This is a genomic window from Sinomicrobium halophytocola, from assembly GCF_052983395.1.
In genome coordinates, this window is the sequence record NZ_JBRKIT010000042.1 from 365,224 (window position 1) to 392,129 (window position 26,906).

General features: G+C 43.3%; 16 protein-coding genes. 8 read left to right on the top strand and 8 right to left on the bottom strand.

What is annotated here, in order from left to right:
* Nucleotides 1–43 precede the first annotated feature (43 nt).
* The 4 genes from ACVBDY_RS19915 (at nucleotide 44) to ACVBDY_RS19930 (ending at nucleotide 7,063) form a co-directional block, all read left to right on the top strand.
* A complete protein-coding gene (locus tag ACVBDY_RS19915; protein WP_447177219.1) occupies nucleotides 44–1,846 on the top strand; it encodes a glycoside hydrolase family 15 protein in 1,803 nt (600 codons plus the stop codon).
* A gap of 131 nt (nucleotides 1,847–1,977) precedes the next feature.
* Nucleotides 1,978–4,281 (top strand): NADP-dependent malic enzyme, encoded by a 2,304-nt coding sequence (locus ACVBDY_RS19920; RefSeq protein WP_447177220.1) that lies wholly within the window; start codon nucleotides 1,978–1,980, stop codon nucleotides 4,279–4,281.
* Nucleotides 4,282–4,526: 245 nt separating this feature from the next.
* The gene (locus tag ACVBDY_RS19925; protein WP_447177221.1) at nucleotides 4,527–6,203 is read left to right on the top strand and encodes a beta-N-acetylhexosaminidase; all 1,677 of its coding nucleotides are present in this window, start codon (nucleotides 4,527–4,529) and stop codon (nucleotides 6,201–6,203) included.
* 128 nt (nucleotides 6,204–6,331) lie between these two features.
* Nucleotides 6,332–7,063, top strand: coding sequence for a copper homeostasis protein CutC (locus ACVBDY_RS19930; RefSeq protein WP_447177222.1), 732 nt, complete (start codon nucleotides 6,332–6,334; stop codon nucleotides 7,061–7,063).
* A 2-nt stretch (nucleotides 7,064–7,065) separates the two neighbouring features.
* Here ACVBDY_RS19930 and ACVBDY_RS19935 read toward each other — a convergent pair whose 3' ends face one another.
* Complete coding sequence (locus ACVBDY_RS19935; RefSeq protein WP_447177223.1) at nucleotides 7,066–8,124, bottom strand: sensor histidine kinase; 1,059 nt, start codon at nucleotides 8,122–8,124, stop codon at nucleotides 7,066–7,068.
* Nucleotides 8,125–8,516: 392 nt separating this feature from the next.
* On the opposite strand from ACVBDY_RS19935, the gene ACVBDY_RS19940 reads away from it, so the two are divergent.
* The 4 genes from ACVBDY_RS19940 (at nucleotide 8,517) to ACVBDY_RS19955 (ending at nucleotide 14,946) form a co-directional block, all read left to right on the top strand.
* On the top strand, nucleotides 8,517–11,597 hold the full coding sequence (locus ACVBDY_RS19940; protein WP_447177224.1) for a SusC/RagA family TonB-linked outer membrane protein: 3,081 nt from the start codon (nucleotides 8,517–8,519) through the stop codon (nucleotides 11,595–11,597).
* Between the two features lie 4 nt (nucleotides 11,598–11,601).
* A complete protein-coding gene (locus ACVBDY_RS19945) occupies nucleotides 11,602–13,200 on the top strand; it encodes a RagB/SusD family nutrient uptake outer membrane protein (protein WP_447177225.1) in 1,599 nt (532 codons plus the stop codon).
* A gap of 176 nt (nucleotides 13,201–13,376) precedes the next feature.
* Complete coding sequence (locus tag ACVBDY_RS19950; RefSeq protein ID WP_447177226.1) at nucleotides 13,377–14,606, top strand: metallophosphoesterase; 1,230 nt, start codon at nucleotides 13,377–13,379, stop codon at nucleotides 14,604–14,606.
* A 43-nt stretch (nucleotides 14,607–14,649) separates the two neighbouring features.
* Nucleotides 14,650–14,946 (top strand): thioredoxin family protein, encoded by a 297-nt coding sequence (locus ACVBDY_RS19955; RefSeq protein ID WP_447177227.1) that lies wholly within the window; start codon nucleotides 14,650–14,652, stop codon nucleotides 14,944–14,946.
* Nucleotides 14,947–14,999: 53 nt separating this feature from the next.
* On the opposite strand, the gene ACVBDY_RS19960 is transcribed toward ACVBDY_RS19955, so the two are convergent.
* The 7 genes from ACVBDY_RS19960 to ACVBDY_RS19990 form a co-directional block, all read right to left on the bottom strand.
* The gene (locus tag ACVBDY_RS19960; RefSeq protein ID WP_447177228.1) at nucleotides 15,000–17,159 is read right to left on the bottom strand and encodes a prolyl oligopeptidase family serine peptidase; all 2,160 of its coding nucleotides are present in this window, start codon (nucleotides 17,157–17,159) and stop codon (nucleotides 15,000–15,002) included.
* Between the two features lie 694 nt (nucleotides 17,160–17,853).
* Entirely contained in the window at nucleotides 17,854–18,468 is a 615-nt protein-coding gene (locus tag ACVBDY_RS19965; protein WP_447177229.1) for a type 1 periplasmic binding fold superfamily protein, read from the bottom strand.
* 19 nt (nucleotides 18,469–18,487) lie between these two features.
* Nucleotides 18,488–20,902, bottom strand: a complete 2,415-nt coding sequence (locus tag ACVBDY_RS19970; RefSeq protein WP_447177230.1) for a TonB-dependent receptor — start codon at nucleotides 20,900–20,902, stop codon at nucleotides 18,488–18,490.
* A 222-nt stretch (nucleotides 20,903–21,124) separates the two neighbouring features.
* Nucleotides 21,125–21,445, bottom strand: a complete 321-nt coding sequence (locus tag ACVBDY_RS19975) for a hypothetical protein (protein ID WP_447177231.1) — start codon at nucleotides 21,443–21,445, stop codon at nucleotides 21,125–21,127.
* A 179-nt stretch (nucleotides 21,446–21,624) separates the two neighbouring features.
* Nucleotides 21,625–22,617, bottom strand: a complete 993-nt coding sequence (locus tag ACVBDY_RS19980; protein ID WP_447177232.1) for an aspartate-semialdehyde dehydrogenase — start codon at nucleotides 22,615–22,617, stop codon at nucleotides 21,625–21,627.
* A gap of 433 nt (nucleotides 22,618–23,050) precedes the next feature.
* Entirely contained in the window at nucleotides 23,051–23,464 is a 414-nt protein-coding gene (mscL, locus tag ACVBDY_RS19985; protein WP_447177233.1) for a large-conductance mechanosensitive channel protein MscL, read from the bottom strand.
* A gap of 104 nt (nucleotides 23,465–23,568) precedes the next feature.
* A complete protein-coding gene (locus tag ACVBDY_RS19990; protein ID WP_447177234.1) occupies nucleotides 23,569–26,877 on the bottom strand; it encodes a glycosyltransferase family 117 protein in 3,309 nt (1,102 codons plus the stop codon).
* Between the last annotated feature and the right edge of the window lie 29 nt (nucleotides 26,878–26,906).

The following is a 26,906-nucleotide window of genomic DNA, read 5'->3' on the forward strand; positions in this document are numbered from 1 at the left end:
GCGTTTACTACAAATACAAATCACTTTAACCATACTTGAATTAATGGATAATCTCGATTACGGAATCATAGGAAATTGTAAAAGTGCGGCATTAATCTCCAAAACGGGTTCCCTGGACTGGTGTTGTCTTCCCGAATTTGACTCATCATCGGTTTTTGCTAAGTTACTGGATGACGAGATCGGCGGCAGTTTTGAAATTCTCGTATCCGATAATTATAATATAGGACAAAACTATATACCGAATACTAATATATTGGTTACCAGGTTTTCGGAAGGAAAGAATATTTTTGAGGTATATGATTTTATGCCGAGGTATAAACTGGAGAGCAGTGGACATTATGCTCCGCCCGATATTATCCGGTACATACAATATGTATCCGGGCGTCCTGTATTCCGGGTGAAGTACGATCCTAAATTGGAATATGCCATAGCCGACACTTCCACAAAAATAAAACCGGATTATATTGTGAGTGTTACACAGGAAGGCAAATATGATTCCCTGTACCTGTACAGCAGCCTGGACAAGAAAAAGGTTGTGGACTGTGAGGAGATAAAGCTCAAACAGGATGAGTTCTTTCTGCTCAGTTATAACGAAAAAATATTCCGGCAGAATACCCAGCAAGCCTACCTGGACATGCAGCGTACCAAGGTATACTGGCTGAACTGGACAGACCGTACGCCTTCCTATAAGAAGTACAACCAGGAGATTACACGAAGTGCCCTGACCCTCAAATTACTGAGTCATAACAGGACCGGTGCTGTACTGGCCGCTGCAACCACCTCGCTTCCGGAAACTATTGGAGAAGTAAGAAACTGGGATTATCGCTTTTGCTGGATACGGGATGCCTCTATGGTTATAAAAGTCGTTTCTGCTCTGGGGCATGTGGATTTAGCCGGGAAATATTTACAATTTATCATAGATATCATACCGGATAAAGATGAAAAGTTGCAGATCATGTATGGTATCAACAAAGAAAAAATACTGGAGGAAAAAACGCTGGATCATCTTAAAGGTTATGGAAACTCCAAACCGGTGCGGATCGGTAATGCCGCTTACGAGCAGCGTCAGAATGATGTTTACGGCATCCTCATGGATGTAATTCACCAGCAGATCGTAAAATTTGAAACCTCACTGGATAACTGTGAGGAATTGTGGACCATTACCAAAGGTATCGTATGGGTGGTTCGCGAACACTGGGAAGAGCCGGATAAGGGGATTTGGGAATTCCGTACGGAAGAACGTCATTTTACTTTTTCCAAAGTTCTTTGCTGGGTGGCTATAGACCGTGCCATAAAGGTGGCACATGTCCTGGGGAAAGCCCAGCATGTGACCAAGTGGATAGACCTGGAACTCCAGATACGTGAAGATATACTGGAGAAGGCGTGGAATGAGAAAGTCCAGGCATTTACCCAGGCCTATAGTATTGAAGATCTCGATGCCTCCGTACTGTTGATGGAGCCTTATGGTTTTATCAAGGCCAATGACCCTAAATATATCAAAACCGTAAAGGCTATCGAAAAAGAACTGTGCTATGAAGGATTGCTGTATCGCTATAAGAACAAAGATGATTTCGGTCTCCCAACGTCTTCTTTCACCGTATGTACCTTTTGGTTTATTAACAGCCTGTATAAAATAGGGGAGCACAAAAAGGCGATAAAGATGTTTGGAAAACTACTTTCTTACAGTAACCACCTTGGGCTTTTCAGTGAAGATATCGATTTTAAAACGAAAAGGTTACTTGGGAATTTTCCACAGGCTTATTCCCACCTGGCCCTCATAGAAACAGCTATAAACCTATCTAATGTAATTACCGAAGAAGAAGAGATAAAAGTGGCCGTGCACTGATAGATGCGGACGGATAAACATAAGATTTGAAGAGCGCCGGATTTCCTGTATCCGGCGTCTCAATTTTAACGATTTCTTATGTCCCCAGTTAATTTTCCTTTTACCTTTGTATTTCCTATAAAATACTGGACATGACTAAAAAGAATAACAAGCTCAGAAGAGAGGCTTTGGTTTACCATGCAAAACCCCAGCCGGGAAAAATAAAAGTGGTTCCTACCAAACGCTACGCTACGCAAAGAGACCTCGCGCTTGCGTATTCTCCCGGTGTCGCGGAACCCTGCCTGGAAATTGAGAAGGATGTCAGCAATGCATATAAATATACTTCCAAAGGCAACCTGGTTGCCGTAATATCCAACGGAACAGCGGTCCTCGGGTTGGGGGATATAGGTCCCAGTGCGGCAAAACCCGTTATGGAAGGTAAAGGGTTGCTCTTTAAGATATTTGCGGATATCGATGTGTTTGATATAGAGGTGGATACCAAAGATGTGGACAAGTTCATCGAAACGGTAAAAAACATAGCGCCTACATTTGGAGGGATCAATCTCGAAGATATAAAAGCCCCCGAAGCCTTTGAAATAGAGAGAAGACTGAAAGAAGAACTGGACATACCGGTCATGCACGACGACCAGCACGGTACGGCCATTATATCGGCTGCCGCACTGCTCAATGCTGTGGAGATCTCCGGGAAAACCATGGAAGAGATAAGGATAGTGGTAAGCGGAGCAGGTGCGGCGGCTGTATCCTGTACCAAGTTGTACAAATCTTTCGGCGCCAGGGCAGAAAATATTGTAATGCTTGACAGTAAAGGGGTTATCCGGAAAGACCGGGAAAATCTCTCTACGGAAAAAATGGAATTTGCTTCCGACCGTAAAATAGATACCCTGGAAGAAGCCATGGTAGATGCCGATGTTTTCATAGGCCTGTCTATTGCGGATATCGTAACCCCGGAAATGCTGTTGTCCATGGCTGATAATCCTATTGTTTTTGCCATGGCAAATCCCGATCCGGAGATTTCTTATGATCTGGCGGTTGCGACTCGTAAAGATATTATCATGGCAACAGGGCGTTCCGATCATCCTAACCAGGTAAACAACGTGCTCGGTTTTCCGTTTATTTTCCGCGGAGCCCTGGATGTACGGGCAACGAAGATCAACGAAGAAATGAAAAAGGCTGCCGTATTGGCGCTTGCAGAACTGGCTAAGGAAAGCGTACCGGAGCAGGTGAATATTGCTTACGGAGAAACCAAACTCAACTTCGGAAGGGAATATATCATTCCAAAACCTTTTGACCCGAGACTAATTGCCAAGGTTCCTCCTGCGGTGGCTAAGGCTGCTATGGAAAGCGGAGTAGCTACAGAACCCATAGACGATTGGGGAAAGTATGAGGAAGAACTCATGCAGAGGTTAGGTAACGACAACAAAATAGTGCGATTGCTCCACAACAGGGCGAAGACCGACCCGAAGCGTATTGTTTTTGCAGAAGCAGACCAGCTCGATGTGCTGAAAGCTGCTCAAATTGTTTATGAAGAAGGTATAGGACATCCTATACTTTTAGGGCGGGAAGATATTATCCGGGAACTCAAGAAGGAGATCGAATTTGATGCGGATATCGCGATCATTGATCCCAAAACCGACGAACATAATGATAAGAAAAATCATTATGCAAGACGTTACTGGGAGAGCAGACAGCGAAGCGGGATCACTCTTTATGAGGCAGAAAAGAAAATGCGTGAACGCAATTATTTTGCCGCAATGATGGTTAATGAAGGAGATGCGGACGGTCTGATCACAGGATATTCCAGGAGTTATCCATCTGTCGTAAAACCCATGCTCGAACTGATCGGAAAAGCGAAAGGAACGGCCAAAGTCGCTGCCATGAACCTGATGATCACGGAAAGAGGGCCCATGTTCCTCTCGGATACTTCCATAAACATCAACCCTACCGGAAAAGAACTCGCCAAGATTGCACAAATGACGGCCCATACGGTGAAGATGTTCGGTTTTGAACCGGTTATTGCGATGCTTTCTTACGGTAACTTCGGTTCTTCCTCCTTCCCGGAAGCTTCAAAGGTACGGGAAGCAGTGACGTATCTGCACAAGTACTATCCGGATATCATCGTGGATGGAGAATTGCAATCGGATTTTGCACTCAACAAGGATATGCTCCAGGATAAATTTCCGTTCTCCAAACTGGCAGGTAAAAAAGTAAATACACTTATATTTCCCAATCTGGATGCAGCCAACATTACCTATAAGTTAATGAAAGAACTCAATAAGGCAGATTCCATAGGTCCTATATTGATGGGAATGCGAAAGCCCGTACACATATTGCAACTGGGGGCAAGTGTAGAGGAAATGGTGAACATTGCGGCTGTTGTTGTCGTGGATGCCCAGGAAAAGGAGAAAAAGGAAAAGCAAATGGCTGCGGAGATCTAACCGGGCATCAGCCCTGAATAACACGGAAGATGACCAATGTCCGTTATAGTATATACAGCCGGGAATCGAGTACGATTTCCCGGCTGTGTCATATAGGGTCGTCCGTTTTCACTTATCAAAAGCTTCTGTTAATGGAATTGAAAAATGGTATCGATAACACTTTGTAAAAAAACATTTTTGATGGTTTTTAAATGTATTTTTATATATTTGATTTAAAGCATGTTAATTCAAAAACTATGACCTTTATGCGTATTATTAGACAAACGACCCGGTTTTGTATACTAATGACATTGGTTCTTCTCTATTCCGCTTGTTCGAAAGAGGAGAAGAATGTTGAAAAAGTAGGTGTAATCCCACAACCTTTGGAGATAGAATTTCAAAATGACGTTTTTGTTCTGGATGAGGACACAAAAATTTTATTCCCGGAATCTTTTTCTCAGGTGGCCACTTTTTTCTCCGACTATGTAAACAACCGTTCGGAAATCCGGATGGAGAAGACCGATGAAGACTCCCGTAACACCGTAGTATTTCTGGAAGATGGCACCATAACCAATGAAGAAGGATACAAACTGAGTGTAGCGCCAAAGAAGATCATTATTTCCGCGGCTACTCCCAAAGGGGCCTTTTATGCTATTCAGAGTCTTCGGCAGCTTATGCCTGTGGCATTGGAAAGCGGGAACTACCGGGAGAACGGAGAAAAAGAAATAGCCATTCCTACAGTGGAAATATATGACGAACCTCGTTTTGCTTACCGGGGGCAGATGCTGGATGTAGGGCGGCATTTTTTTCCGGTGGAGTTTGTTAAGAAATATATAGACCTGATGGCGATGTTCAAATTCAATACGTTTCACTGGCATCTTACCGAAGATCAGGGATGGCGTATTGAAATAAAAAAATATCCTAAGTTAACGGAAGTAGGAGCCTATCGCGACAGTACGGTTATAGGGCATTATAAGGATGAACCGAGAAAATGGGATACCAATCGTTACGGAGGGTTTTATACGCAGGAAGAAGTAAAGGAAGTGGTGAAATATGCACAGGAACGCTTTGTGACCGTAATTCCCGAAATAGAAATGCCGGGCCATTCCGAAGCGGCGCTGGCCTCTTATCCGGAACTCGGTTGTACAGGAGGACCTTATCAGGTACAGGGCCTTTGGGGGATACATAGTAATATTTACTGTACCAAGGAAGAAACCTTTACCTTCCTGGAAGGGGTTCTGGATGAGGTTATGGAGCTTTTCCCCAGTAAATATATCCATATCGGGGGTGATGAAGCGCCTAAAGAAAAATGGGAACAATGCGATATTTGTCAGGCGCTCATACGAAGCGAAGGACTTGCCGACGAACACGAACTGCAAAGCTATTTCATTCAGCGGATCGAGAAATACCTGAACAGTAAAGGCAGGGAGATCATAGGTTGGGATGAAATACTCGAAGGAGGTCTGGCACCAAACGCTACGGTAATGTCATGGAGAGGTATTGAAGGGGCCGTAGAAGCGGCAAAACAACACCATGACGTTATAATGACCCCGACGGCTTACTGTTACCTGGATTATTATCAGTACAAAGAGGACAAAGAAAATAAAGATCCCCTGGCAATAGGTGGATACCTGCCCCTGGAAAAGGTTTACAGCTTTGAACCGATACCGGAAGAACTGACCGCTGAGGAGGCAAAGTATGTGCTCGGTAGCCAGGTGAATTTATGGACGGAATATATAGATTCCCCGGAAAAAGTGGAATATATGGAGTATCCGCGTGCCATTGCCATGGGTGAAGTGGCCTGGAGCGCAAAAGAGAATAAAGATTATAATAATTTCCTCTATCGCCTGGAACCCGTTATAAAAAGGCTGGACGCCATGGGAGTAAAATATGGGGATAAAAACGAGGATGGCGGAGATGAACTGACTGCCGAAAAGAAATAAAGCCTCGGTTTTCTTATAAAAAACTTCATTAACAGAACGATAAATCAATAAAGGGCACCTTCAGGAAGGTGCCCGCGTTCTTTTAATTGTAATAGATTATTTGTGAAAATATAATAATAAAATACCTCATGTTAATAGAAATTTGTGCCAATTCGTTTCTATCTGCCTCTAATGCTCAACTTGCCGGGGCAGATCGTATAGAACTCTGTACGGAACTCGCAGTCGGGGGAATTACCCCATCTTATGGATTGATAAAGAAAGTGACAGAAGAACTCGATATTCCGGTTTACGTGCTTATCCGCCCGAGGAGTGGTAATTTCTGCTATGATGATGCGGAGTTTGATATTATGAAACGGGATATAGAATTTTGCCGGGAAATCGGTTGTGCCGGGATTGTATCCGGGGTCCTGACCCGGGAAAATGATCTGGATGCGGAACGCACCGGGGAGTTAGTGAATATCTCCGGTTCTCTTCCCTTTACATTTCACCGCGCTTTTGACTGGGTCGACCATCCCCTGGAAACAGCAGATCGGTTACACAACCTGGGAGTAAAAAGAATACTGACTTCCGGGCAAAAAAGCACCGCCTTCGAGGGGATGGATATGCTGATAAAGTTACAGAAACATTGTCAGGGACACCCCGCTATCATGCCCGGAGGAGGGGTGAATGTGGATAACATCACGGATTTTTTAGAGAGTGGGTTTCGGGAAATTCATTTTTCAGCAACCACATTTCGGCAGGTTTTATCCGAAACCCCGAAAATCTCCATGAACAGCCTTAAATTTCAGGATGAAACTGCGATAGCTTATTCGGATATAGATAAAATAGAAGCCATTATAAGCAAACTTCAAAATAGCTGATATTATGCGGATACGGGGATTTTAAGGTAAGCTATAAAACACTGTCTTTTTATCCCCGTTTGCAGTACAAAATTGTTCTGGTATAACAGGAAAAGTCTTCGTTTTACATTTTGTATACCTATTCCACCCCTGGGTTTTATGGAATCGTCTTCGGGGTTTATGGTATTTTTGATCAGGAAGTGCAGGCTGTTGTCGCCGGGAAGCGATTTAAAAGTAATATCTATATGCATATCCTTATCAGAACTGCCACCATGCTTAAAACAGTTTTCTATAAAAGGCAGGAATAATAAAGGAGGAGCTTTTACATCTTCTATATTTCCTATAATGCTGAGTGAGAGCTCCACATTACCGCGGCGGAGTTCCTCGAGATTAACATAACTGTTGATATACCGGATCTCCTTCGTAAGAGGTATATCGGGTTCCTGTACATCATAAAGTACATATCGCATGATTTCCGAAAGTTTTACTACTACCTTCGGAGCGTTGTCCGATTTCTTCAGGGTCAATGCATATAAACTGTTGAGTGTATTAAAGAAAAAGTGTGGTTGTATCTGTGCCCTGAGATATTTGATCTCCGTTTGCAGCTGTAGTTTTTGCAGTTCATCCCGCTGATTTTTTACAGAGATCCAGTCTATAGTCAGTTTTATGGCAGATACGAAAGCTACTACATATAACTCTCCAAGAACAACCGTAATAAAATGATTGAAACTCGGGGCTGTCTGTCCCTCCGGTGCTTCCGGCCAGATTGCCTTGTCTATGAACAGATATATCATCCCTGTTTTCAGAAAGTAAAAGAAAACAGAGGAGATCACCATCCAGGAGATGTAAGGGATGATCTTTTTCCCGACGATGTATTTCGGAATCAGGAAATAGATGTGCCAGTAACAAAAAAGGATGCTAACAAAAAAACTGACAAGGTTGGACTTTGCCGAATAAAAGTAGTCATCAAAATAACCGCCCCAGCGTATAGTGTTAAACAAATAATAGATGATCCAGAAGAGAAGGTGGTACTTTAAGGGTATGGTGTAATTGTATGCAATAGTTTCGGATGTCTTTTTCATGTACCGATATGGTTAGGTTTTGTGGTATCATCGATATTACGGAATATAAGTATGCTGTGTTTTGTTTGATGAATCTTATCGTTCCGGTGCTTAAACAGTCCCTAAGTTAAAAAAAGAAACACTATAATGTTAATATGGTGTGTTGTTTTTATATACTTAATCGTTTGTCTACGAATATGTGCTGTATATTGTTTATTACGTGTTGTTGATATAAATAATTTTTAACAAAAATTTAATAATTATAGTTTAGGATCACTAACTAAAGTCAATCATTCATTGTGAAGTGTACACGAGTCCTTTCGGGTAATCTTTTCATATGTTTTCCGGGAAAATTTGTGTTATCCTAGAATTTCACAATGGGATGTTCTTTGTCAAATCAAAAAAAATAACAAATGAAGAGAATTTTAGTAATGAGCCTATGCTTTCTTTCCATGTCGGCGCTTGTCTATGGTCAGGAAAAAACAGTTACCGGAACGGTAACTTCAAAGGCGGATCAAGCTCCATTACCCGGGGTGAATATCCTGGTAGCAGGAGGGGCCACAGGTACGACCACCGATTTTGACGGAAATTATACCATAGTGATTTCTGAAGGACAACAGCTGCAGTTTTCCTATTTGGGTTTTGTAACACAAACGATTACGGTAGATGACCGGTCCGTAATAGATGTGGCCCTTGCTGAAGATGCCTCTCAACTCGACGAGGTAGTGGTTACGGCACTGGGTATTTCCCGGGAAAAGAAGGCTTTGACGTATGCCGCCCAGGAAGTTAAAGGGGATGAGCTGACCAAAGTAAAACAGACCAACCCTATTAATAGTTTGTCCGGTAAATCTGCCGGAGTTACCATCACCCGTAGTTCTTCCGGTCTTGGTGGGGCTGTAAAGGTGGTTTTGCGGGGAAATTCTTCTACCAGCAATAACGACCCTCTTTATGTCATTGATGGGGTCCCCATGTTAAATACGGGTAACGGGTCTAACGGGGAAGATCCCGGGACTAATATTTTTGGTAGTCAGACCGGGAACCGCGACGGGGGCGATGCGGTGTCCATGTTAAACCCGGATGATATAGAAAGTATGACGGTGCTTAAAGGGGCATCTGCATCTGCACTTTATGGTAGCCAGGGAGCCAATGGAGTGATCCTTATCACTACCAAAAAAGGAAAAGAAGGCGTATTGTCCGTTAATTTTAACTCCAGTTTTACAGTTGACAATGTAATGTCACTTCCGAAGCTGCAATCCGAATACCAATCCGTTTCGGTAGGACAGGACATTGCCGAGAACGGGCGTGTTGCCGATCCGAAATCCTGGGGAGAAAAGGCTGACGGAATTAGCAATGACCCCAAAGACTTCTTTGAAACCGGTTTTACTGCAATAAATTCCCTCTCCATAACCGGCGGAAATCAAAAGGCCCAAACCTATTTTTCATATGCCAATACCATAGGCAGCGGGGTAATCCCAGAAAACCGCCTGGTACGGAATAATATTACTCTAAGAGAAACCGTGAAACTTCTCGATGATAAAATAGATGTCTCCGCAAGTGTAAATCTCTCAGATCAACGTATAAGGAACCGTCCGACAAATGGCTTGTATTCCAATCCTTTGACCGGAATGTACCTGCATCCTGTGGGAATAGACAGGAATATTTATAAGGATAAATTTGAGTATTTCAATGAAGAAGACAATATGATGGATCAGTACGCTTCATCTTTTGATGAGAATATACAACAAAACCCGTATTGGCTCATTCACCGGAATCCGAGTAAAGACATAGCACAAAGGGTACTTGCGAATTTATCCGTGAAATACCAGATAACCGATGCGTTTTCCATACAGTCAAGGGGGAGTTTTGACAAGTCATTTTATACTTTCGATAAAAGAATATACGCAGGGACCGATCCTGTGAATTCCGGAACAAATGGGCGGTATATACTGGAAAAAACCGAAAACACCCAGCAATATATAGATTTTATTGCCAATTATGCTAAGGATCTGTCTGACGAATTTTCCCTGAATGTATTGTTGGGTACCAGTCTCACCAAATACAAGATAGGGGACAAGATCTATATCGATTCCGGGAGAAGTGGAACAGGGTTGAATTATCCGAATATATTTACATTGGCAAACATTTCAACTACCAATAACATGCGACAATCGGTATCGAACCGAGAAGTACAGTCCGTATTCGGATCTGCCAACCTGGATTATAAAAATATGATATATCTCGATGTAACGGGAAGGACAGACTGGTCTTCTACCCTGGCCGAGACCAATAGCTATTCCTTTTTCTATCCTTCGGTGGGAGTAACCGGCATTTTGTCTCAAATGTTTACGCTGCCGGAAGCGATTTATTTTGCCAAAGTAAGGGCTTCCTATGCCGAGGTAGGTAAAGATATTCCTCCATATGCCACAATTCCGCTGAATCATATATCGGCGTCTGATCCTAATGTAGGATCTCCGGTTTTTGCTCCCATAGAGGGAGAGACTTTAAAGCCGGAGCGGCAAAAGTCTTTTGAGTTTGGTACGGAGTGGCGTTTTTTACAAGGACGTTTGGGTATTGACTTTACATATTATGACACCCGGACAACAGATCAGATATTTTATATTCAGGCAGAACCCAATCCCTACGGGTATTCCCAGAATATTGTAAATGCAGGGGAAATAACCAATAAAGGATTTGAAATAGTCCTGGATGGTAAACCTGTTGCAAATGAAAAGTTAGTATGGAACACGGCTTTCAATTTTGCTAAAAATGATAATAAAGTAGTATCTGTGCACCCTTCGTTGCAGGACGGTGAAGCAATTATTACCGCAAGTGGAGTCAACGGATATGAATATTCACTGATAGAAGGAGAAAACTTCGGGAGTATCAAAGCGCGTTCTTTGATAAGGGATGAAAACGGGACGCCTTTGGTTAATTCTTCGGGAACTTTGATGTCAACGGATTTTGAAACCGTAGCCTATGCTCAGCCCGATTTTACGTTGGGATGGAATAACTCTTTGGAAATCGGGAATTTTACTGTAAACCTTTTGATTGATGGTAAGTTTGGCGGTGATGTGTTGAGTGTTACAGAGGCTGTAAATGATTATTACGGGGTCTCTAAAGCATCGGCCAAAGCCCGTAATACCAATGAAGGGATGATTAATGTAGTGGATGAAACCGGCGCTGCATCGCAAATAAGCGCGCAGCAATACTATGCAGCCGTTGGAGGAAGGGCCGGTATGCTTGGAGAATACGTGTATGATGCTACCAACATAAGTTTAAGGGAACTCTCCGTAGGATATACCCTGGCTTTTAAGGATAGTTTTATAGAAAAGCTCAACTTTTCCGTAATTGCCAACAATCTCTTCTTCTTTTATAAAGATGCTCCTTTCGATCCCAATATTGCTGCAAGTACAGGATTAGGGCTACAGGGGGTGGATATTTATAATCAACCTTCCACAAGAAGTATTGGGCTGAACCTTAACGTAAATTTCTAAAAAAATGAAACATATCACAATATATACTGTTATCGCTATCCTGGCTTCAAGTATAGCCGGATGCACGGGAGATTTCGAAGAGATCAATACGGACCCTCACGGTATTTCCGACGAAAGCCTGAAACAGCGTTTTAATAATATCGGAGCGAAATTCCCTCCCATGTTTTCCAACGTTATCCGTGTAGAACCAACCTGGAATTACCAGTTACAGCACAATCTGAATGCCGATGTATTTTCGGGGTATATGACCGCGCCTACCCCTTTTGAAGGGAATATCAATAATCAGACCTATCGGCTTAATAACGGCTGGAACCAGTTTATATGGACCGATGCCTATGACGCCAGTGAAGGAAACGGGGTAATGCCATATGCCAGAGGGGTGGACGAACAGGTAGCTATGACCGATTTTGACAATGCCATTATGTTTTCTTACCTCTCGGATATTATCAAGGTAATGGCCATGCACAGGGTGTCGGATGTATTTGGCCCGATCAGGTATACCAAATTCAATGATTATGAAACTACCGGAGAATATGATTCACAGGAAACGGCATATCATGCCTTTTTTGAAGATTTGGGAGGTGCAATAGACGGGTTAAAGGATTTCGTAGGCCAACCACAATTCGAACTATTTGACCAGTCCGATTTTAAAGGAGATATTGCCAAATGGCGAACTTTTGCGAATTCCTTGCGTTTACGACTGGCCATCCGGGTATCTAACGTAGATCCGGAGTTGGCAAAAATTGAAGGAGAAAAGGCCCTTTCCAGTGATGCAGGCTTGCTGGAAACCGAAGATATGTCTGTAAATATGCAGGGGTTTAAGCATCCTTTATCGGTTATTAATGACGAATGGGGAGACATCCGGATGTCCGCAGAAATGGAAGCTATATTAAAAGGTTTTAATGATAGTCGCCTGATCCGGTATTTTGAACCTGCGCTGGATGAAACCGTTGAAGGTGAGTACAAAGGAATACGAATGGGCGTAGCCATGGAAGCAAAATCAGATTATGGCGAACATTCCAGATTGGGAGGTTACCTGGAAGATTTAACTTCCAAAGACTGGATGACCGCTGCCGAGATACACTTCTTGAAAGCCGAAGCCGCATTACGTGGTTGGGTAGGGGCAGGTGATGCCCAAACCAATTATGAAAATGGTATCCGGGCTTCCTTTGCCCAACATGGTATTGGCGGCGTAGACGATTATATTGCCGATAATACCAGTACCCCGGCAGATTACGTGGATGCCGTTAATTCGGAGAATAATTATGCCTATCCGGAGGATGTTACCATAGCTTACAATGTAGGAGGTACCAAAGAAGAGCAACTGGAGCAGATTATCACACAAAAGTGGATAGCCATGTTCCCCGATGGGCAGGAAGCCTGGAGCGAGTTTCGGCGTACCGGGTATCCGAGGATTTTTCCGGTAATGATAAATAATAGTGGCGGAACTATTGATACGGACATACAAATACGCCGTATTAATTTCGTTGACAGTGAAAAAAACACCAATAATGCCAACGTGGAAATAGCGGCAGGGTATTTGTCCGGCCCGGATACTGGGGGGACAAGACTTTGGTGGGATACCGGAGGGCCTAATTTTTAAGGGGGCTTTCGTATAATTTTTTACAGAAGTCGTAGCAACTAACAATCGGCTATACTTTTTGTCATAGTGGTTCAAAGCGGGGATACTGCCATATCCCCGCTTTCTTTAACATAACCATAACAACCACAGGAACTTTAATGTGTTAATTTTATACCCTTAAAACTAACAGGTTGCCCATGTGGAATTGGATTCTCTTCGTTTTATTATATCTCTTGTTGGGATTTTATGCCTTTCAGGCGATCCGGGTTTTTACTAAAAATCCGTATGCTTTAGGTGTCTATGCGTTCTTAGCTTTGATTGTACTGGGTAATTTTATGTATCATTTTGTTTTGTCAGGCGGAGGAAAATGGACCAGCGGTGCCCGCAGTTATGCCCTGGCTTACCTGATAATTTTTATGGTATTTCAACTCGTAGTGGTTATTTTCCTGCTTGGAGAAGACCTGACTCGACTGGTTATCGGAGGATTTCGGAAGTGGAATAGTTCTGCATCCGATACTGTTATACCATCACGGAGAAAATTTTTGAGTGCTGTTGCCCTCGGTGTGGCATCCATACCTTTTGCGGGTCTTTTGTACGGAATTTACAAAGGGAAATATGATTTCCGGGTTTTAAAACACACCCTGGAATTTGAAGACCTGCCCGATGCTTTTGACGGGTATAAGATCACGCAGATATCGGATATTCACAGCGGGAGTTTCGACGATAAGGAAAAGGTAGCATATGCTGTTGACCTTATAAACCAGCAGGACGGGGATATTCTTCTTTTTACAGGAGATATTGTGAATAATAAATCCGAAGAACTGCTCCCGTGGATGGAGACTTTTTCCCGTTTAAAGGCCAGAGACGGCATGTTTTCCGTACTGGGTAATCACGATTACGGGGATTATGCACATTGGAGCAGTGAGGAAGAAAAAGAAGCCAATTTGGAGCAGCTGAAAGGATTACAGCAACAGCTGGGCTTTGATCTTTTACTCAACGAAAGCAGGCACTTGCAGAAAGGAGGGGACAGGATAGCTCTTATAGGTGTGGAAAACTGGGGGATGGGAGGCTTTAAGAAGGCGGGAGACCTGGATAAGGCCATACAGCATGTAGATAAAGGAGATTTTAAAATACTTATGAGCCACGATCCGTCGCATTGGGAACAACAGGTAATAGACCATCCTTACCATTATCATCTGACGCTTAGCGGACATACCCACGGAATGCAATTTGGGGTGGAAATTCCCGGATGGATAAAATGGAGCCCAATCAAATGGCGTTATAAGTACTGGGCTGGCATTTATAAAGAAATGGAGCAGTATATTAATGTGAACCGGGGACTGGGCTTTTTAGGTTATCCCGGAAGATTAGGAATCTGGCCTGAAATTACCGTAATAGAACTAAAAAAAGCCGGAAAAACCGCATAATTCATAGAAAATATTACATTTGTATTACTAATTCCGTGCAAAAATGTCAAAATTCGGTGAATTAATAGATATCAGTGTCCCGGTCCTCTTGGATTTCTATACTGACTGGAACGAGGCATCTACGGCAATGCACCCCGTACTCCGGGATGTGGCCGCAGCTATAGGTGATAAGGCAAAAGTGATTAAAATTGATGTGGATAAAAACCAGGAACTGGCCAATGCTCTCAGGGTTAAAGGTTTGCCTACCCTTATGATTTATAAGGGAGGGGAAATGGTCTGGCGTCAAAGCGGAGAACTCGATGCCAATACCCTTATTGGATTACTACAGGAACATATATAAAAATATATTTCCTCTCCGATTGTTTTCAGAAACCGGAGAGGAATTGTTTTTTGCTATTGGAAAGCTTCTTCTTTTTCTATTTCGGGATTAGGCAATTTTTTATATCCCATTTCATATAATGTAAATCCGAAAATATCTGCGGTTTGTTCTATTGTTTTACTGATAGGCGTTCCCGCACCATGGCCCGCATCTGTCTCTATACGTATGAGAATAGGGTTATTCCCTGTCTGTTTTTCCTGCAAAGTAGCGGCAAATTTAAAACTGTGTGCCGGCACAACACGATCATCATGGTCTGCCGTAGTGATCAATGTCGCCGGGTATTGTACGGTGTCTTTAATATTGTGCAGGGGAGAATAGTTCAACAGATACTCGAACATTTCTTCACTGTCTTCGGAAGTGCCGTAATCGTAGGCCCAACCTGCTCCCGCGGTGAATTTATGATAACGGAGCATATCCAGGACACCAACGGCGGGAAGTGCCACTTTCATAAGGTCCGGGCGTTGTGTCATGATGGCGCCGACCAGTAATCCGCCATTGGAGCCCCCTCTTACAGCGAGATAGTCCGGTGAAGTATATTGATTTTTTATAAGGTATTCCGCAGCTGCGATAAAATCGTCAAATACGTTTTGTTTTTGCGTTTTGGTACCGGCATCATGCCATTTTTTACCATATTCCCCGCCTCCGCGGATATTGGGGACGGCATAAATACCACCCTGTTCCAGCCAGATGACATTGGGAGTGCTGAAGGAAGGTTGAAGGCTTATATTAAATCCTCCGTAGCCATACAGTATGGTGGGGTTTTTTCCGTTGAATTCTATTCCCTTTTTATACGTAATGATCATGGGGATGCGCGTGCCGTCTTTGGAATTGTAGAATATCTGTTCCGAAATATAATCGTCCGGGTTGAAATCTATCTCGGAATTCCAATAAAGGGACGATATACCACTATTAACGTCATAAGAGTATATACGGGCAGGTACATTGTAATTGGTAAAGGAATAATACAGTTCTCCCTGGTTTTCTTTTCCTCCGAATCCGCTTACTGTACCGATACCTGGAAGCTCTATTTCCCTTATTTTATTCCCTTCATAGTCGTATTGGTACACTTTGGATATAGCATCGACCATGTATTTGGCAAAGAAGAAGCCTCCTCCTTTAGATATTTGAAGTACATTTTTCGTTTCCGGGATGAGGTCTTTCCAGTTTTCCCGGGAAGGATCGGAAGCATCGACGGTAACGACTTTCTGATTAGGAGCGTTGAAGTTGGTCACTATGTAAAGCAAGGAGTCTTTGTTGTCTAGGACACCCAGATCATTTTCTTCACTGTCCGTTATGGTCTTAAGTTCCGGTACGGGAGATTCAAGGTCCATGATGTACAGCTTATTTCCCGAAGTGGAATTTGCAGCAGATATGATCAGATAGTGTTGGTCTTCCGTCACATAGCCGCCTACATATCTGTTTTTTTGTTCTGGTGAGTCACCAAAAACAACAATGTCTTCCTTTTGCGGGGTTCCCAGTTTGTGGAAATACAGCTTGTGCTGGTCGGTTTTGGCGGAAAGCTCGCTGCCTTCCGGTTTGTCATAACTGGAATAATAGAAGCCTTCGTTAGCTTTCCAGGAAATTCCGCTGAACTTGATGTTGGTAAGGGTGTCCTCCTTGATTTCCTTAGAAACAGCATCCATAACTATGACTTTTCTCCAGTCACTTCCTCCCTCGGAAATGGAATACGCAAAAAGGCTGCCGTCTTTGGAAAAATCCATTTCGCCCAGAGATATCGTACCGTCTTTTGAAAACGTATTCGGATCGAGGAAAACTTCTTCTTCTCCTTCTTCATTTTTCCGGTATAAAACCGACTGGTCCTGTAAACCATCATTTTTGTAGTAATAAGTATAATTCCCCTCCCGGGTAGGAGCCGATATTTTTTCGTAGTCCCAGAGTTTTTCCAGACGTTCTTTGATCTGCTCGCGGAACGGTATCTGCTTCAGGAAATCCTGTGTAATCTTGTTTTCAGCTTTCACCCATTCGGCGGTTTCTGCAGACCTGTCATCTTCAAGCCAGCGATAAGGATCTTTTATTTCCGTGTTGAAATATAGATCCGAGACTTCTGTTTTTTTGGTTTCAGGATAAGTTATGCTCATTTCGTTATTTTCTTTTTCTTCACAGGAACACCACAGGAGTGGTGTTGCGATAGCAAGGATTACTGTTTTTCTCATTTCGTTTGTGGTTAGTGTATGTCTTTGTGTACCCAAAAATAAGGTAAAATGCAGGTAGAAAGAAGAATTGGGTTGTTTCTTTTGAAGACAACCTCTGTTAAAATCACATATTTAAGCTCGAACCCCGTGCTTTTTATAAGCACACCGGATATATCCTTCCTACTTTGTAAAAAAGTTAGTGGTCGATATAAAAAACAGTGCAGTTTAATCAGGCAGAATTGCATAAAAGCAGCTTTTTTCAGGCCGTAATACTTGTCTGGTTCTAGTCGTTGTTTTTTAACACCTTGTTCGTTTTTATTTATTTTATTATCAAGTTTTTAACTGGTTTTTGATGTAGTGATTTTCATCGGAAATGTACCCTTGATTTATAAATGCAGACTACAACTTGTTGTACGGATACCAGGGGAAGTTTACTTTTACCTCGTTGTTTAAAAATTATAGGAAGAGGATAAGATGGGAGATGGTATTTCTGATGAATTAAAACGATATGCTATTATTAATTTTTTGGATAATTGTAAATGTAATAAAAAGATTTTTAGGTTTTAGGGGGCCTTAAAGGAGTGGCGTTCCGGCTTTATAGTTTGCGCCGGCGCCCCCCTTTTTGGGTTTTGTTTTAGGTTGATCTTGTTAAGTAAAAGAGGCGATGTAACCATACACCGCCTCTTTAGCTTTTTCAATCCTTTTTCCTGGAATTTTATTCCTCTATATGTGTATGAAAGCTGATGTCCATATCTGTTTCTCCTCCCGCATCGTCAAGCCCGGTATTTGGCTTTTTAGGCTGGTGACGAAGTATGACCCTCAGGTCACCATGTCCTTCGGCGCCTGTAGTTAAGCTAAACTTAAGTCCTACCGGGTTATTCGAATCGTTAGAGAGGTAATCGGACTCCTTGTCCAGATAGTCGGAGTCAATATCCAGTTCGCCGATAGCCTGGTAGAAGAACTGGTGTTCGTCTGCCTCTTTTTCTATTTCCTCGGTTACATTTTCAGCGGGGGAAGCAGATTCGTTCCACAGCGCTATAGACCCTGTATAGGTGGTATTTGGTTTCAGGGATCCTGAAACAACACCTTCAAGTCCGTCATGGTCATGATCGTCTTCCTCTTCGCCTTCATCGTCATGGTCGTGGCCCAATCCGCTTTCGTCCGAATACTCCATTGTCACGGTTTCCAGGCCTTCGGCCTCTAGGGTTAGAGTGACTTTGGTGATCAGTTCTTCCTCGTTGACGGGGTCCGGATTATCATCGTCACCGGAGCAGGAGGTTAAAAACAGGGCTCCTGTGAATAAAAAAGCAAGTAATTTGATTGTCTTCATAGTACAAATGGTTATTAAATTAGTAATTAATCTTTATCTGCAGCTGGAAGTTTCTGCCCAGATCATCCGAGAAAAACCGGAGCCTGTTCAGGTAATCCCTGTAGCTTGTATTGAAAATATTATTGACGGAAACCCCTACGGTTATCTCCGATTTTTTAAGGAATGGAAAACCGGCGGATGCGTCCATTCCCAAAAGATGATAGGCGCCGGGAGGAGTGCTTATATCCACTTCCCGGTTTACATATTCTCCGTTCTCTACTACTCGGAGATCAAAGTTGTTGTCGGGGAATTCGTTTTGTTTGAAGAAATAGTCGCTTCTCAGCGTTAATTGCAGGTTTCTCCATTCCGGTTTGGTAAATGTTACCCGGTTTGAAGTATTGGCAGACGGGATATCGATAAGAGGCCTGTCTCTTGTTACGTCCCTGGCGTGGACGTATGCGAATTTATGTTCAAAAACCCAGTTGTCAGAGATGTGGTAGGTAGCATCGAAATCCACGCCTAAAAAACGGGCGTTCACCTGTTTATATTGCCATACGGGGAATGCTCCCCGGATGGTCAGTTCGCCCCCTGTGGGTTCCAGAAGCATAAAATCATTAATAAAATTGGCATAAGGGACCAGGGTTAAGTGTAATTTTTTTGTATCCCTGGAAAAGGAAAAAGAGAACTTGTGCGATGTTTCCTGATCCATTCTCAAATCCCCCAGTTCAATAGCAGCAGCGGAATGGTGAAGCCCGTCGCTGAATAGTTCTGCCGGGTTGGGGGCGCGGTTGGCCATGGCATAGTTAAAATGTATTTCATTAGAACCTAACTTGTATTTAAGGCCGGCCGTTGCGGAAATACTGTGGAAATCGAAAACCGGATTGGTCAGCCACTGATCTCCGTAATCTTCTATAATAATATCCTGAAAATCCTCATCATATCCTTGTTGTTCCCAACGGCTCTTCTGGTAGAATTTCTTCGCATCAAGATGAGAGAAATCATAACGCAAGCCGGCATCCAGGACCAGGACATCCGTCAGGTATTGGGAGATGGAGGCAAAAGCCCCGACATCATAACGGTCGTAATCCGGAATTAACCTGCGTACACCCGTTTCCGGGTCTGGCAGGTTCGTTTGGTAGCGGAGCATAACGCCCGTATTTATTTTACGGCCGCTGTGGGCATCGAACTGAAAGTCGGAGGTCAGGGTATGCGTGGTAAGTTCCATATCCATAGCAGGTACTCCTTTGAGGTTTCCTCTCCGGATATCGTATTCCTGCCGGTTGTTCTGCTGAAAATCGTACTGCACATTCCACTTTCCGAGTTTTTCGAATCTCTGAAAGAAACGAAGTTTTGCCAGGTGGTGAGTAACTTCCTGTTTGGGAGCATTGATGTCATAGGAAAAGGGTTCTATAACATAAGGCTGCCGACTGTTAATGGCGTTGAGCAGATCCTCCTGGCTGCCGATGTGGGAGGACCTTAATATCCCTATTTCATTGCGGTAAAAACTATAGTAAAAATCGAATCCGTATGTGAACTTGTTTAATCCGAATGAGGAGGTAAAAGCTTGTTGCGAATATCCGGTATTTGTCAGGGAATAATCCGGGGCTTTGAAATCCCCGTAACGTTTTAATGTACCCTGAACGGACCAATACCACCCGCTCTTGTAACTTTTGGTAAGGGACGAAACTAATGCTCCCCCCCGGCCATTTGTGGCTCCGGAAAGGAGGGTTTTGCCGTATAAGGTATCTTTTACCGGGATTTTCTGCGGATCGGCAATGATCACTCCTCCTATGGCATCGCCACCGTATTGCAGGGCTGCCGCACCTTTAACGACGGTCAGGCTGCCGGCCGCGTTCAGGTCGAGGTTTGGAGCATGTTCCATTCCCCATTCCTGGTCCTGTAACCGTACCCCGTTGTTCATAGTGATAACGCGGCTGCTGTGCAATCCCTGTATTACCGGTTTTACGATGGAACTTCCCGTATTCAGGGATGACACACCGCTTATTTCCTTTAAGGCATCTCCCAATGAGGCACTACTGAACTTTTCAATGACTTCCTGGTGTAGTACCTGCTCCGTACCCGAGTTGGTAATCGGATGGTCTCTGTTGCCTTCTACTACGACCTCTTTGAGTTCTTCAAGGTGATGTTCCAGAGTAATACGCTGTTTGGTATTTCCGGAGATCTCAATACTCATAATACGGGTGGTACATGATTCGTGTGATATTTCCATTTCATAGCTACCCGGACATATTCCTGTAATAGTGAATTTACCATCGATATCGGTGACTGTGGCCTTTTTGGTATCAAGAATCTGTACTACCGCATTCATTAGCGGAGTACCATCGTGAAAGTCTACTACTTCACCCTGAAGCACAGCGCTGCAATTTTGAGATAGAACGACTTCCGGATTTCCAAACAAGGAAATGAACAGAAATAAAGGAAATACTAATTTCATAAGCCTTCAACTGGTTTTTGATTAGGATCGACAAGGAATTCTGAGAATAATTCCCTGTTGTGGAATGCAGTTAGTCTTCCCTGTAATGGAAAGAAAGTATTTTCATGCCGGTTACAGCCCTGTTTTGGAAAAATATGTAATTCGGAAAGTATCGGAAAAAGATACTATACCCGTAAAAACACACGATAGGATAGTAACAATTATCTGGTCAGAAAATACTGTTTATGCATAAGGAGGAGCCCTGAGGGCCTTTATACCCTCACCCGATGCAGAAAGTGCAGGAGGAATATAGGAGTTGATGTAAATTGTAAACTCCATAGCCCCTTGCGGAGTGAAATTTATAATTTCTGGAGTATTAAAGATTGAGAATTTGAAATCACAAACGAGACATTTGGACACCGATTGGTTGATCGTACTTTGCTTCTCCTTAAGTAAGAGCGGTGTTTCGGAAGCGTGATCAATGACATGATAGGCCTGGAACAGTATGGAAAATAATACTGCGGCCACAAGGGAAAAACTGATATGCGCCCTAAATGCCTTCATTGCATGCAAAAATATGAAAAACAAAACGGAACGGAGCAGGTTTTTAACAAAACCTTAGGAGGGTATTGTAGATTCCTTCGTTATCGGGAAGGAAATAATGTAAGCTGTCTTCTTGTGTTGAAAAGCAAAAAGTGCACTGAATTCAGAACTCAGTACACTTTTTATCGTGGCCGGAAATCTTACTCTGCCAGTTTATTGGCAACAAGATATTCCGCGATCTGAACGGTGTTGGTGGCGGCACCTTTTCGAAGGTTGTCTGCCACGATCCACATGTTAAGACTATTGGGCTGCGAATGATCCCGTCTTATCCTTCCTACAAAGACATCATCCTTGCCCCGTGCGTATATCGGCATCGGGTAGGTATTGGTGTCCGTATTGTCCTGTACGGTAACTCCGGGAGTCTCGTTTAGGATTCTGCGGATGTCTTCTACTTCAAAGTCATTTTCAAACTGCAGGTTTACCGATTCGCTGTGACCGCCCACTACGGGAATCCGGATGGCGGTAGCGGTAACGGCAATGGTATTGTCGTCCAATATTTTTTGAGTTTCCCTTACGAGTTTCATTTCCTCTTTAGTATAGCCGTTTTCTTCAAATACGTCACAGTGCGGTAATGCATTTCGGTGTATGGGATAAGGATAGGCCATTTCTCCCTGTATTCCTTTGTATTCGTTTTCCAGCTGGCGTACGGCTTTTACACCGGTGCCTGTAATGGATTGGTAGGTAGAGACCACTACCCTTTTTATGGTATATTTATTATGTAACGGAGCCAGGGCCATAACCATTTGTATGGTGGAACAGTTAGGGTTAGCGATGATCCGGTCTTCTTTTGTGATTGTTGTGGCATTGATCTCCGGAACTACCAGTTTTTTCTCCGGGTCCATACGCCATGCAGAGGAATTGTCTACAACAATAGTCCCTGCTTCTGCAAATTTAGGAGCCCATTCAAGAGAAGTAGCGCCGCCTGCTGAGAACAACGCGATTGCCGGTCTGGCAACTACCGCATCGGCTAGACTAATAACCTTATGGGGCTTGCCCTGGAAAAGAATCTCTTTTCCCAGGGATCTTTCCGAAGCCACGGGTAATAATTCTGTTATGGGAAAACGGCGTTCTTCAAGCACCTGTAACATAACTTCGCCAACCATTCCGGTGGCGCCTACAACTGCAATTTTCATCTGTTAATATTTATTTGTTTTTAAATGGTCAGACCTGCCGGCAGGCAGGTGAAATGCCCCGATTACCGTATAGGTAGATGTCCAAAAAATTGGTTACGGGCATTTCATATGTTTATATCAGCAAAAATCGGTTAAACAATTTTGAGCTAGCAAAAGTAGGTATAAAAACCAGACGGGCAAGTTATTTGGGAAAGAAATATAATTTTAAAACAAAATGTTCTATTTAAAACAATTCATTTTTTTTAAAGTTGGAGATCCGGTAGCTCTGCAGTGTTTTTCCCGGTTATTTTTTATCTGATAATCAGCCCTCTATTTTGGTGTGCTGTCCGGAGCGGGGTCGAAACCTTTTTTGAATTAAGCATACCTCCGGGTGAGCAAAAAAAGACCCTCCTTTTTTGGGGAGGGTTTAGATTAGAATATGTAGTGAAGCGGTTTATTTCTTCAATAAGTCTCTTATTTCCGTAAGTAATTCTTCCTGTGTAGGTCCTTTTGGTGCTACAGGGGCGGGCTCTTCTTTTTTCTTGCTTTTTTCATATGCTTTGAGCAATACAAAGATGCACAACCCTATGATAACGAAGTCAATAATAAATTGAATAAAGTTACCGTAATTAATGGTCACGGCTGCCTGGGTAATTTCTCCGGAAGCATTTGTTACTGCTTCTTTTAATTCGTATTTCAACTCGGAAAAATCCATATTTCCCAGTAATAATCCAACGGGGGGCATCAGTATGTCGTTGGTGAAGGAGGAAACGATCTTACCGAATGCTCCGGCTACGATAACGGCGGTGGCCAGGTTAACAATGTCTCCTTTTAATAAAAACGATTTAAAGTCTTTGAAGAAACCCATAGCTGTTTTAATATAAATTATAAAATTCTAAAAAGATATAATGGTACTAATATACAAAATTGTCTTTTTTCTTTTTGAAAAAATGTTAAAATACACGGAATTATTTATTCCACAGGTTGTTCTTCCATTGGTTGTTCGATGGGCTGTTTTACCGGTGGTTCCTCCATAATTTCTATGGAATCACTTGCCGGTCCGTTATAGGATTGTTCCAGGCGGTCCAGGTAGCTGTTGAAGGTGTCGGTTTGTTTTTTTCCGAAACTTTCTTCATCATTTTCTACGACTACATCCAGTACACTTCTGTAACGCTGTATGTCATAGATAATACTTTCCTGGGATGTAAATGCGCTTCTGGAGGAGAGATAATAAGACAGGTTTTCCTGATATTTTCCGGCTATTTTCAGGAACAGTTCCCTTGCTTTTTCGGTCTGCCCGGTTTTGTAATAGCCATTTACATAAGGCTCCAGGAAAACATAGTACCCATAATATTCGAATGGAAATTTTTCCATGGTGAGGTCAATAATCTCCCTGGCTTTTTCTTTTTCGCCTTCCTTCAGGAGGGTGTCGGTGAGCCTGGCCATGTTGCTTCGGTACGAAATACTGTTTTTACGGGTCTCCGGATCGTGATATATGTCCGGGGAACCGGAATTCCCCCAAGCCCATTTCTGAACGATATTATACATAAGGTCACTATCAATTCTTCCCATTTCAAAATTTCCCTGTTCTCCAGGAGTTTTGATAGGAACCAGTTTGTAAACCATGCCATCCAGCTGGAGGTAATCTTTCATCCAGATGTATTCTGCGGCGGCGAAGCTTCCTCCGGTAAAGTATATAGGACGTTTCCAGTCGTTATTTGCAAGGATGTCCAGCATCATCATCCTGTTCTTGCCGATAGCGTTTTTCGGGAGATCTATATCTATATAATCCACAATAAGAGCGCTATCTTTCTCTTTCACCAGCCCGCTTTTGAGAACGTTTTCCTTGTTGACGGGTATTCTTATTTTATTGGTAGGGTAGAATATGGTACTCTTGGTGTTTTCCGGATACTGCCGTACATCCCCCCCCTGCCTTTTTATGAGGTTTCCTATGGTGTTGTCATCATTGGCTACCCAATCCATGAATCTTTTTATGTCCCAGCGTTCATCCGTAAGATTCTGGTAGTAAATGGCATCCCGTACTCCATAAGCATACTGTGCATGGGTGAGTTGTGAAGGTATGGGTTCGCTTTCGTATGCCTTTCGTTTCATCTGGTCAATATACCAGTCGGTAGCAAAGAGACTGGAATTTATCACCCTTACATCGGTACGGTGCCCTTCGATTTCCTGGATATACCACAGGCCGAAAGTATCGTTGTCCCCGATAGAGAAAATAATGGAGCCGGCATCTTCCTGGATAGAATTCAAATAATTCCTCGCTATAGCTTCGGCCGTATATCTTCCGGAGCGATCGTGGTCATCCCAGTTCTGGTATGCCATAACTGCCGGAACGGCAAGGAGACATGCAGCCGTAACAGCGGGGGCCAGTATTTTAGGAGAGAGCCGTTTTTTAAATTCTTCGTACAGGGCAAAGACACCGATGCCTATCCATATCGCAAAAATATAGAAAGAACCTACCAGCGAATAATCCCTTTCCCGTGGTTCGAAAGGCCTGACGTTGGTATAGAACTGAATGGCTATACCCGTAAACATGAAAAACACGAAGAGTGCCCAGAATTGTTTCGGATTTCTCCGGATCTGGAAAATAAGTCCTATAATACCAAGGATCATGGGTAGGAAGAAATAAGTATTCCTGCCTTTATTGTTCAGTTCATCTGAAGGCAGGTTATCCTGCGGGCCGAGGTGCCATTCGTCAATAAATTTAATACCGCTCAGCCAGTTGCCGTGATTGTCCATTTTTCCCTGGATATCATCCTGGCGTCCCACAAAATTCCACATAAAATAGCGCCAGTACATATATCCGAACTGATACCGGAACATAAAGCCTATATTGTCGGACAATGCGGGCGGGTCTACATTGATATACTGACCGAATTGCTGAAGAAAATTCACATAGCCGTCTTCGTCTATCCTGCCGTTCGCATAATCGGTCCGGAACTGGTTAATGGCATTTTTCAGGTCGGTATTGGAAATGTATTCCGATTTTATTCTGAAATCCAGGGGCCTGGTAAATCTCATGTAATTGGCTGCGTGTTCTGAACTCCACATCCGGGGAAGCAGGCCTACGTGTTTACTGTTGGAATTAGGAATGGAGTTCTCGTAATGATTTACGACAACATATTTTCCTGTTTTTTTGTCCTGCTCGTATTTGGGCGTATCATCTTTATAAGGCTCTGCTTCATCCTGTCCTGCAAACATATCCGAATACATGGCCCCGTAAACCGGACTGTCCACACCGGGATATTGTTCCCTGTTGTAGTAAGCCAGGAGCGCACGGGCATCAGCCGGATCGTTTTCGTTAATTGGCGTATGTGCATTTGCCCGGATAGGCAGCATCAGCCAGGAAGAGAAGCCGATAAACATGAACATAAAACAGAGGGTGATGGTATTGGCCAGGTAAAGTCTGTGCTTCCGGGTATATCGAAGGGCAAAATAGAATATCAGTATAAAGATGGTTACCATAATAATGGTACCCGAATTAAATGGCAAGCCTATGGTGTTTACGAAGAATATCTCGCTCCATCCGAAAAAATTCAGGACATAGGTCAGTGAAAATTTATATATGAGAAGCAGGATTACCACCACGGCAATATTGGCAAGTAAAAAATTCTTTACCGTGACGGTCTTGTAATTTTTAAAATAATATAATAACCCTATGGTGGGAATAGCCAGGAACCCCATAAACTGTACACCGAAGGTAAGGCCGGTTACAAGGGCTATGAGAACCAGCCATCGGTTACCCCGGGGAGAATGGAGCTCGTCAACCCACTTGATACCCAGCCATAGCAGGAGGGACATCAGTAAACTAGCCATGGCATAAACTTCTGCTTCCACGGCATTGAACCAGAAACTGTCGGAAAAAGTATAGGCCAGGGCCCCTACTGCGCCACTACCCAGAATAGCGATGGTTGCCGGACGGGATATTTCGCCTTCGCTGGCAGCCATTTTTCCGGCCAGGTTAGTAATGATCCAGAACAAAAAGAGTATGGTGAAGGCACTGGAAAGTACAGACATACAGTTGACCATCAGGGCTACGTATTCCGTACTTGGGGCGAACATGGCGAAGAAAGCGCCCAGCATCTGAAAGAGTGGCGCCCCCGGAGGGTGCCCTACTTCAAGTCTTGCCGAAGTTGATATGTATTCTCCACAATCCCAGAAACTTACCGTGGGTTCAACGGTGAGCGCGTAAGTCAGTAAAGCGATGGCAAATATGATCCATCCGGTAATAGTATCCCATCGTTTAAATATGTCTGTCGTCATAAACCTGGTTTTCTCTGAAAAGGCGAATT

What these genes read in the sequence shown, in the direction of transcription:
- ACVBDY_RS19970 (WP_447177230.1), bottom strand. Translation starts at nt 20,902, where the DNA reads ATGAAATTAGTATTTCCTTTATTTCTGTTCATTTCCTTGTTTGGAAAT.
- ACVBDY_RS19960 (WP_447177228.1), bottom strand. Translation starts at nt 17,159, where the DNA reads ATGAGAAAAACAGTAATCCTTGCTATCGCAACACCACTCCTGTGGTGT.
- ACVBDY_RS19940 (WP_447177224.1), top strand. Translation starts at nt 8,517, where the DNA reads ATGAAGAGAATTTTAGTAATGAGCCTATGCTTTCTTTCCATGTCGGCG.
- ACVBDY_RS19930 (WP_447177222.1), top strand. Translation starts at nt 6,332, where the DNA reads ATGTTAATAGAAATTTGTGCCAATTCGTTTCTATCTGCCTCTAATGCT.
- ACVBDY_RS19965 (WP_447177229.1), bottom strand. Translation starts at nt 18,468, where the DNA reads ATGAAGACAATCAAATTACTTGCTTTTTTATTCACAGGAGCCCTGTTT.
- ACVBDY_RS19935 (WP_447177223.1), bottom strand. Translation starts at nt 8,124, where the DNA reads ATGAAAAAGACATCCGAAACTATTGCATACAATTACACCATACCCTTA.
- ACVBDY_RS19915 (WP_447177219.1), top strand. Translation starts at nt 44, where the DNA reads ATGGATAATCTCGATTACGGAATCATAGGAAATTGTAAAAGTGCGGCA.
- ACVBDY_RS19955 (WP_447177227.1), top strand. Translation starts at nt 14,650, where the DNA reads ATGTCAAAATTCGGTGAATTAATAGATATCAGTGTCCCGGTCCTCTTG.
- ACVBDY_RS19990 (WP_447177234.1), bottom strand. Translation starts at nt 26,877, where the DNA reads ATGACGACAGACATATTTAAACGATGGGATACTATTACCGGATGGATC.
- ACVBDY_RS19980 (WP_447177232.1), bottom strand. Translation starts at nt 22,617, where the DNA reads ATGAAAATTGCAGTTGTAGGCGCCACCGGAATGGTTGGCGAAGTTATG.
- ACVBDY_RS19950 (WP_447177226.1), top strand. Translation starts at nt 13,377, where the DNA reads ATGTGGAATTGGATTCTCTTCGTTTTATTATATCTCTTGTTGGGATTT.
- ACVBDY_RS19975 (WP_447177231.1), bottom strand. Translation starts at nt 21,445, where the DNA reads ATGAAGGCATTTAGGGCGCATATCAGTTTTTCCCTTGTGGCCGCAGTA.
- mscL (WP_447177233.1), bottom strand. Translation starts at nt 23,464, where the DNA reads ATGGGTTTCTTCAAAGACTTTAAATCGTTTTTATTAAAAGGAGACATT.
- ACVBDY_RS19945 (WP_447177225.1), top strand. Translation starts at nt 11,602, where the DNA reads ATGAAACATATCACAATATATACTGTTATCGCTATCCTGGCTTCAAGT.
- ACVBDY_RS19920 (WP_447177220.1), top strand. Translation starts at nt 1,978, where the DNA reads ATGACTAAAAAGAATAACAAGCTCAGAAGAGAGGCTTTGGTTTACCAT.
- ACVBDY_RS19925 (WP_447177221.1), top strand. Translation starts at nt 4,527, where the DNA reads ATGCGTATTATTAGACAAACGACCCGGTTTTGTATACTAATGACATTG.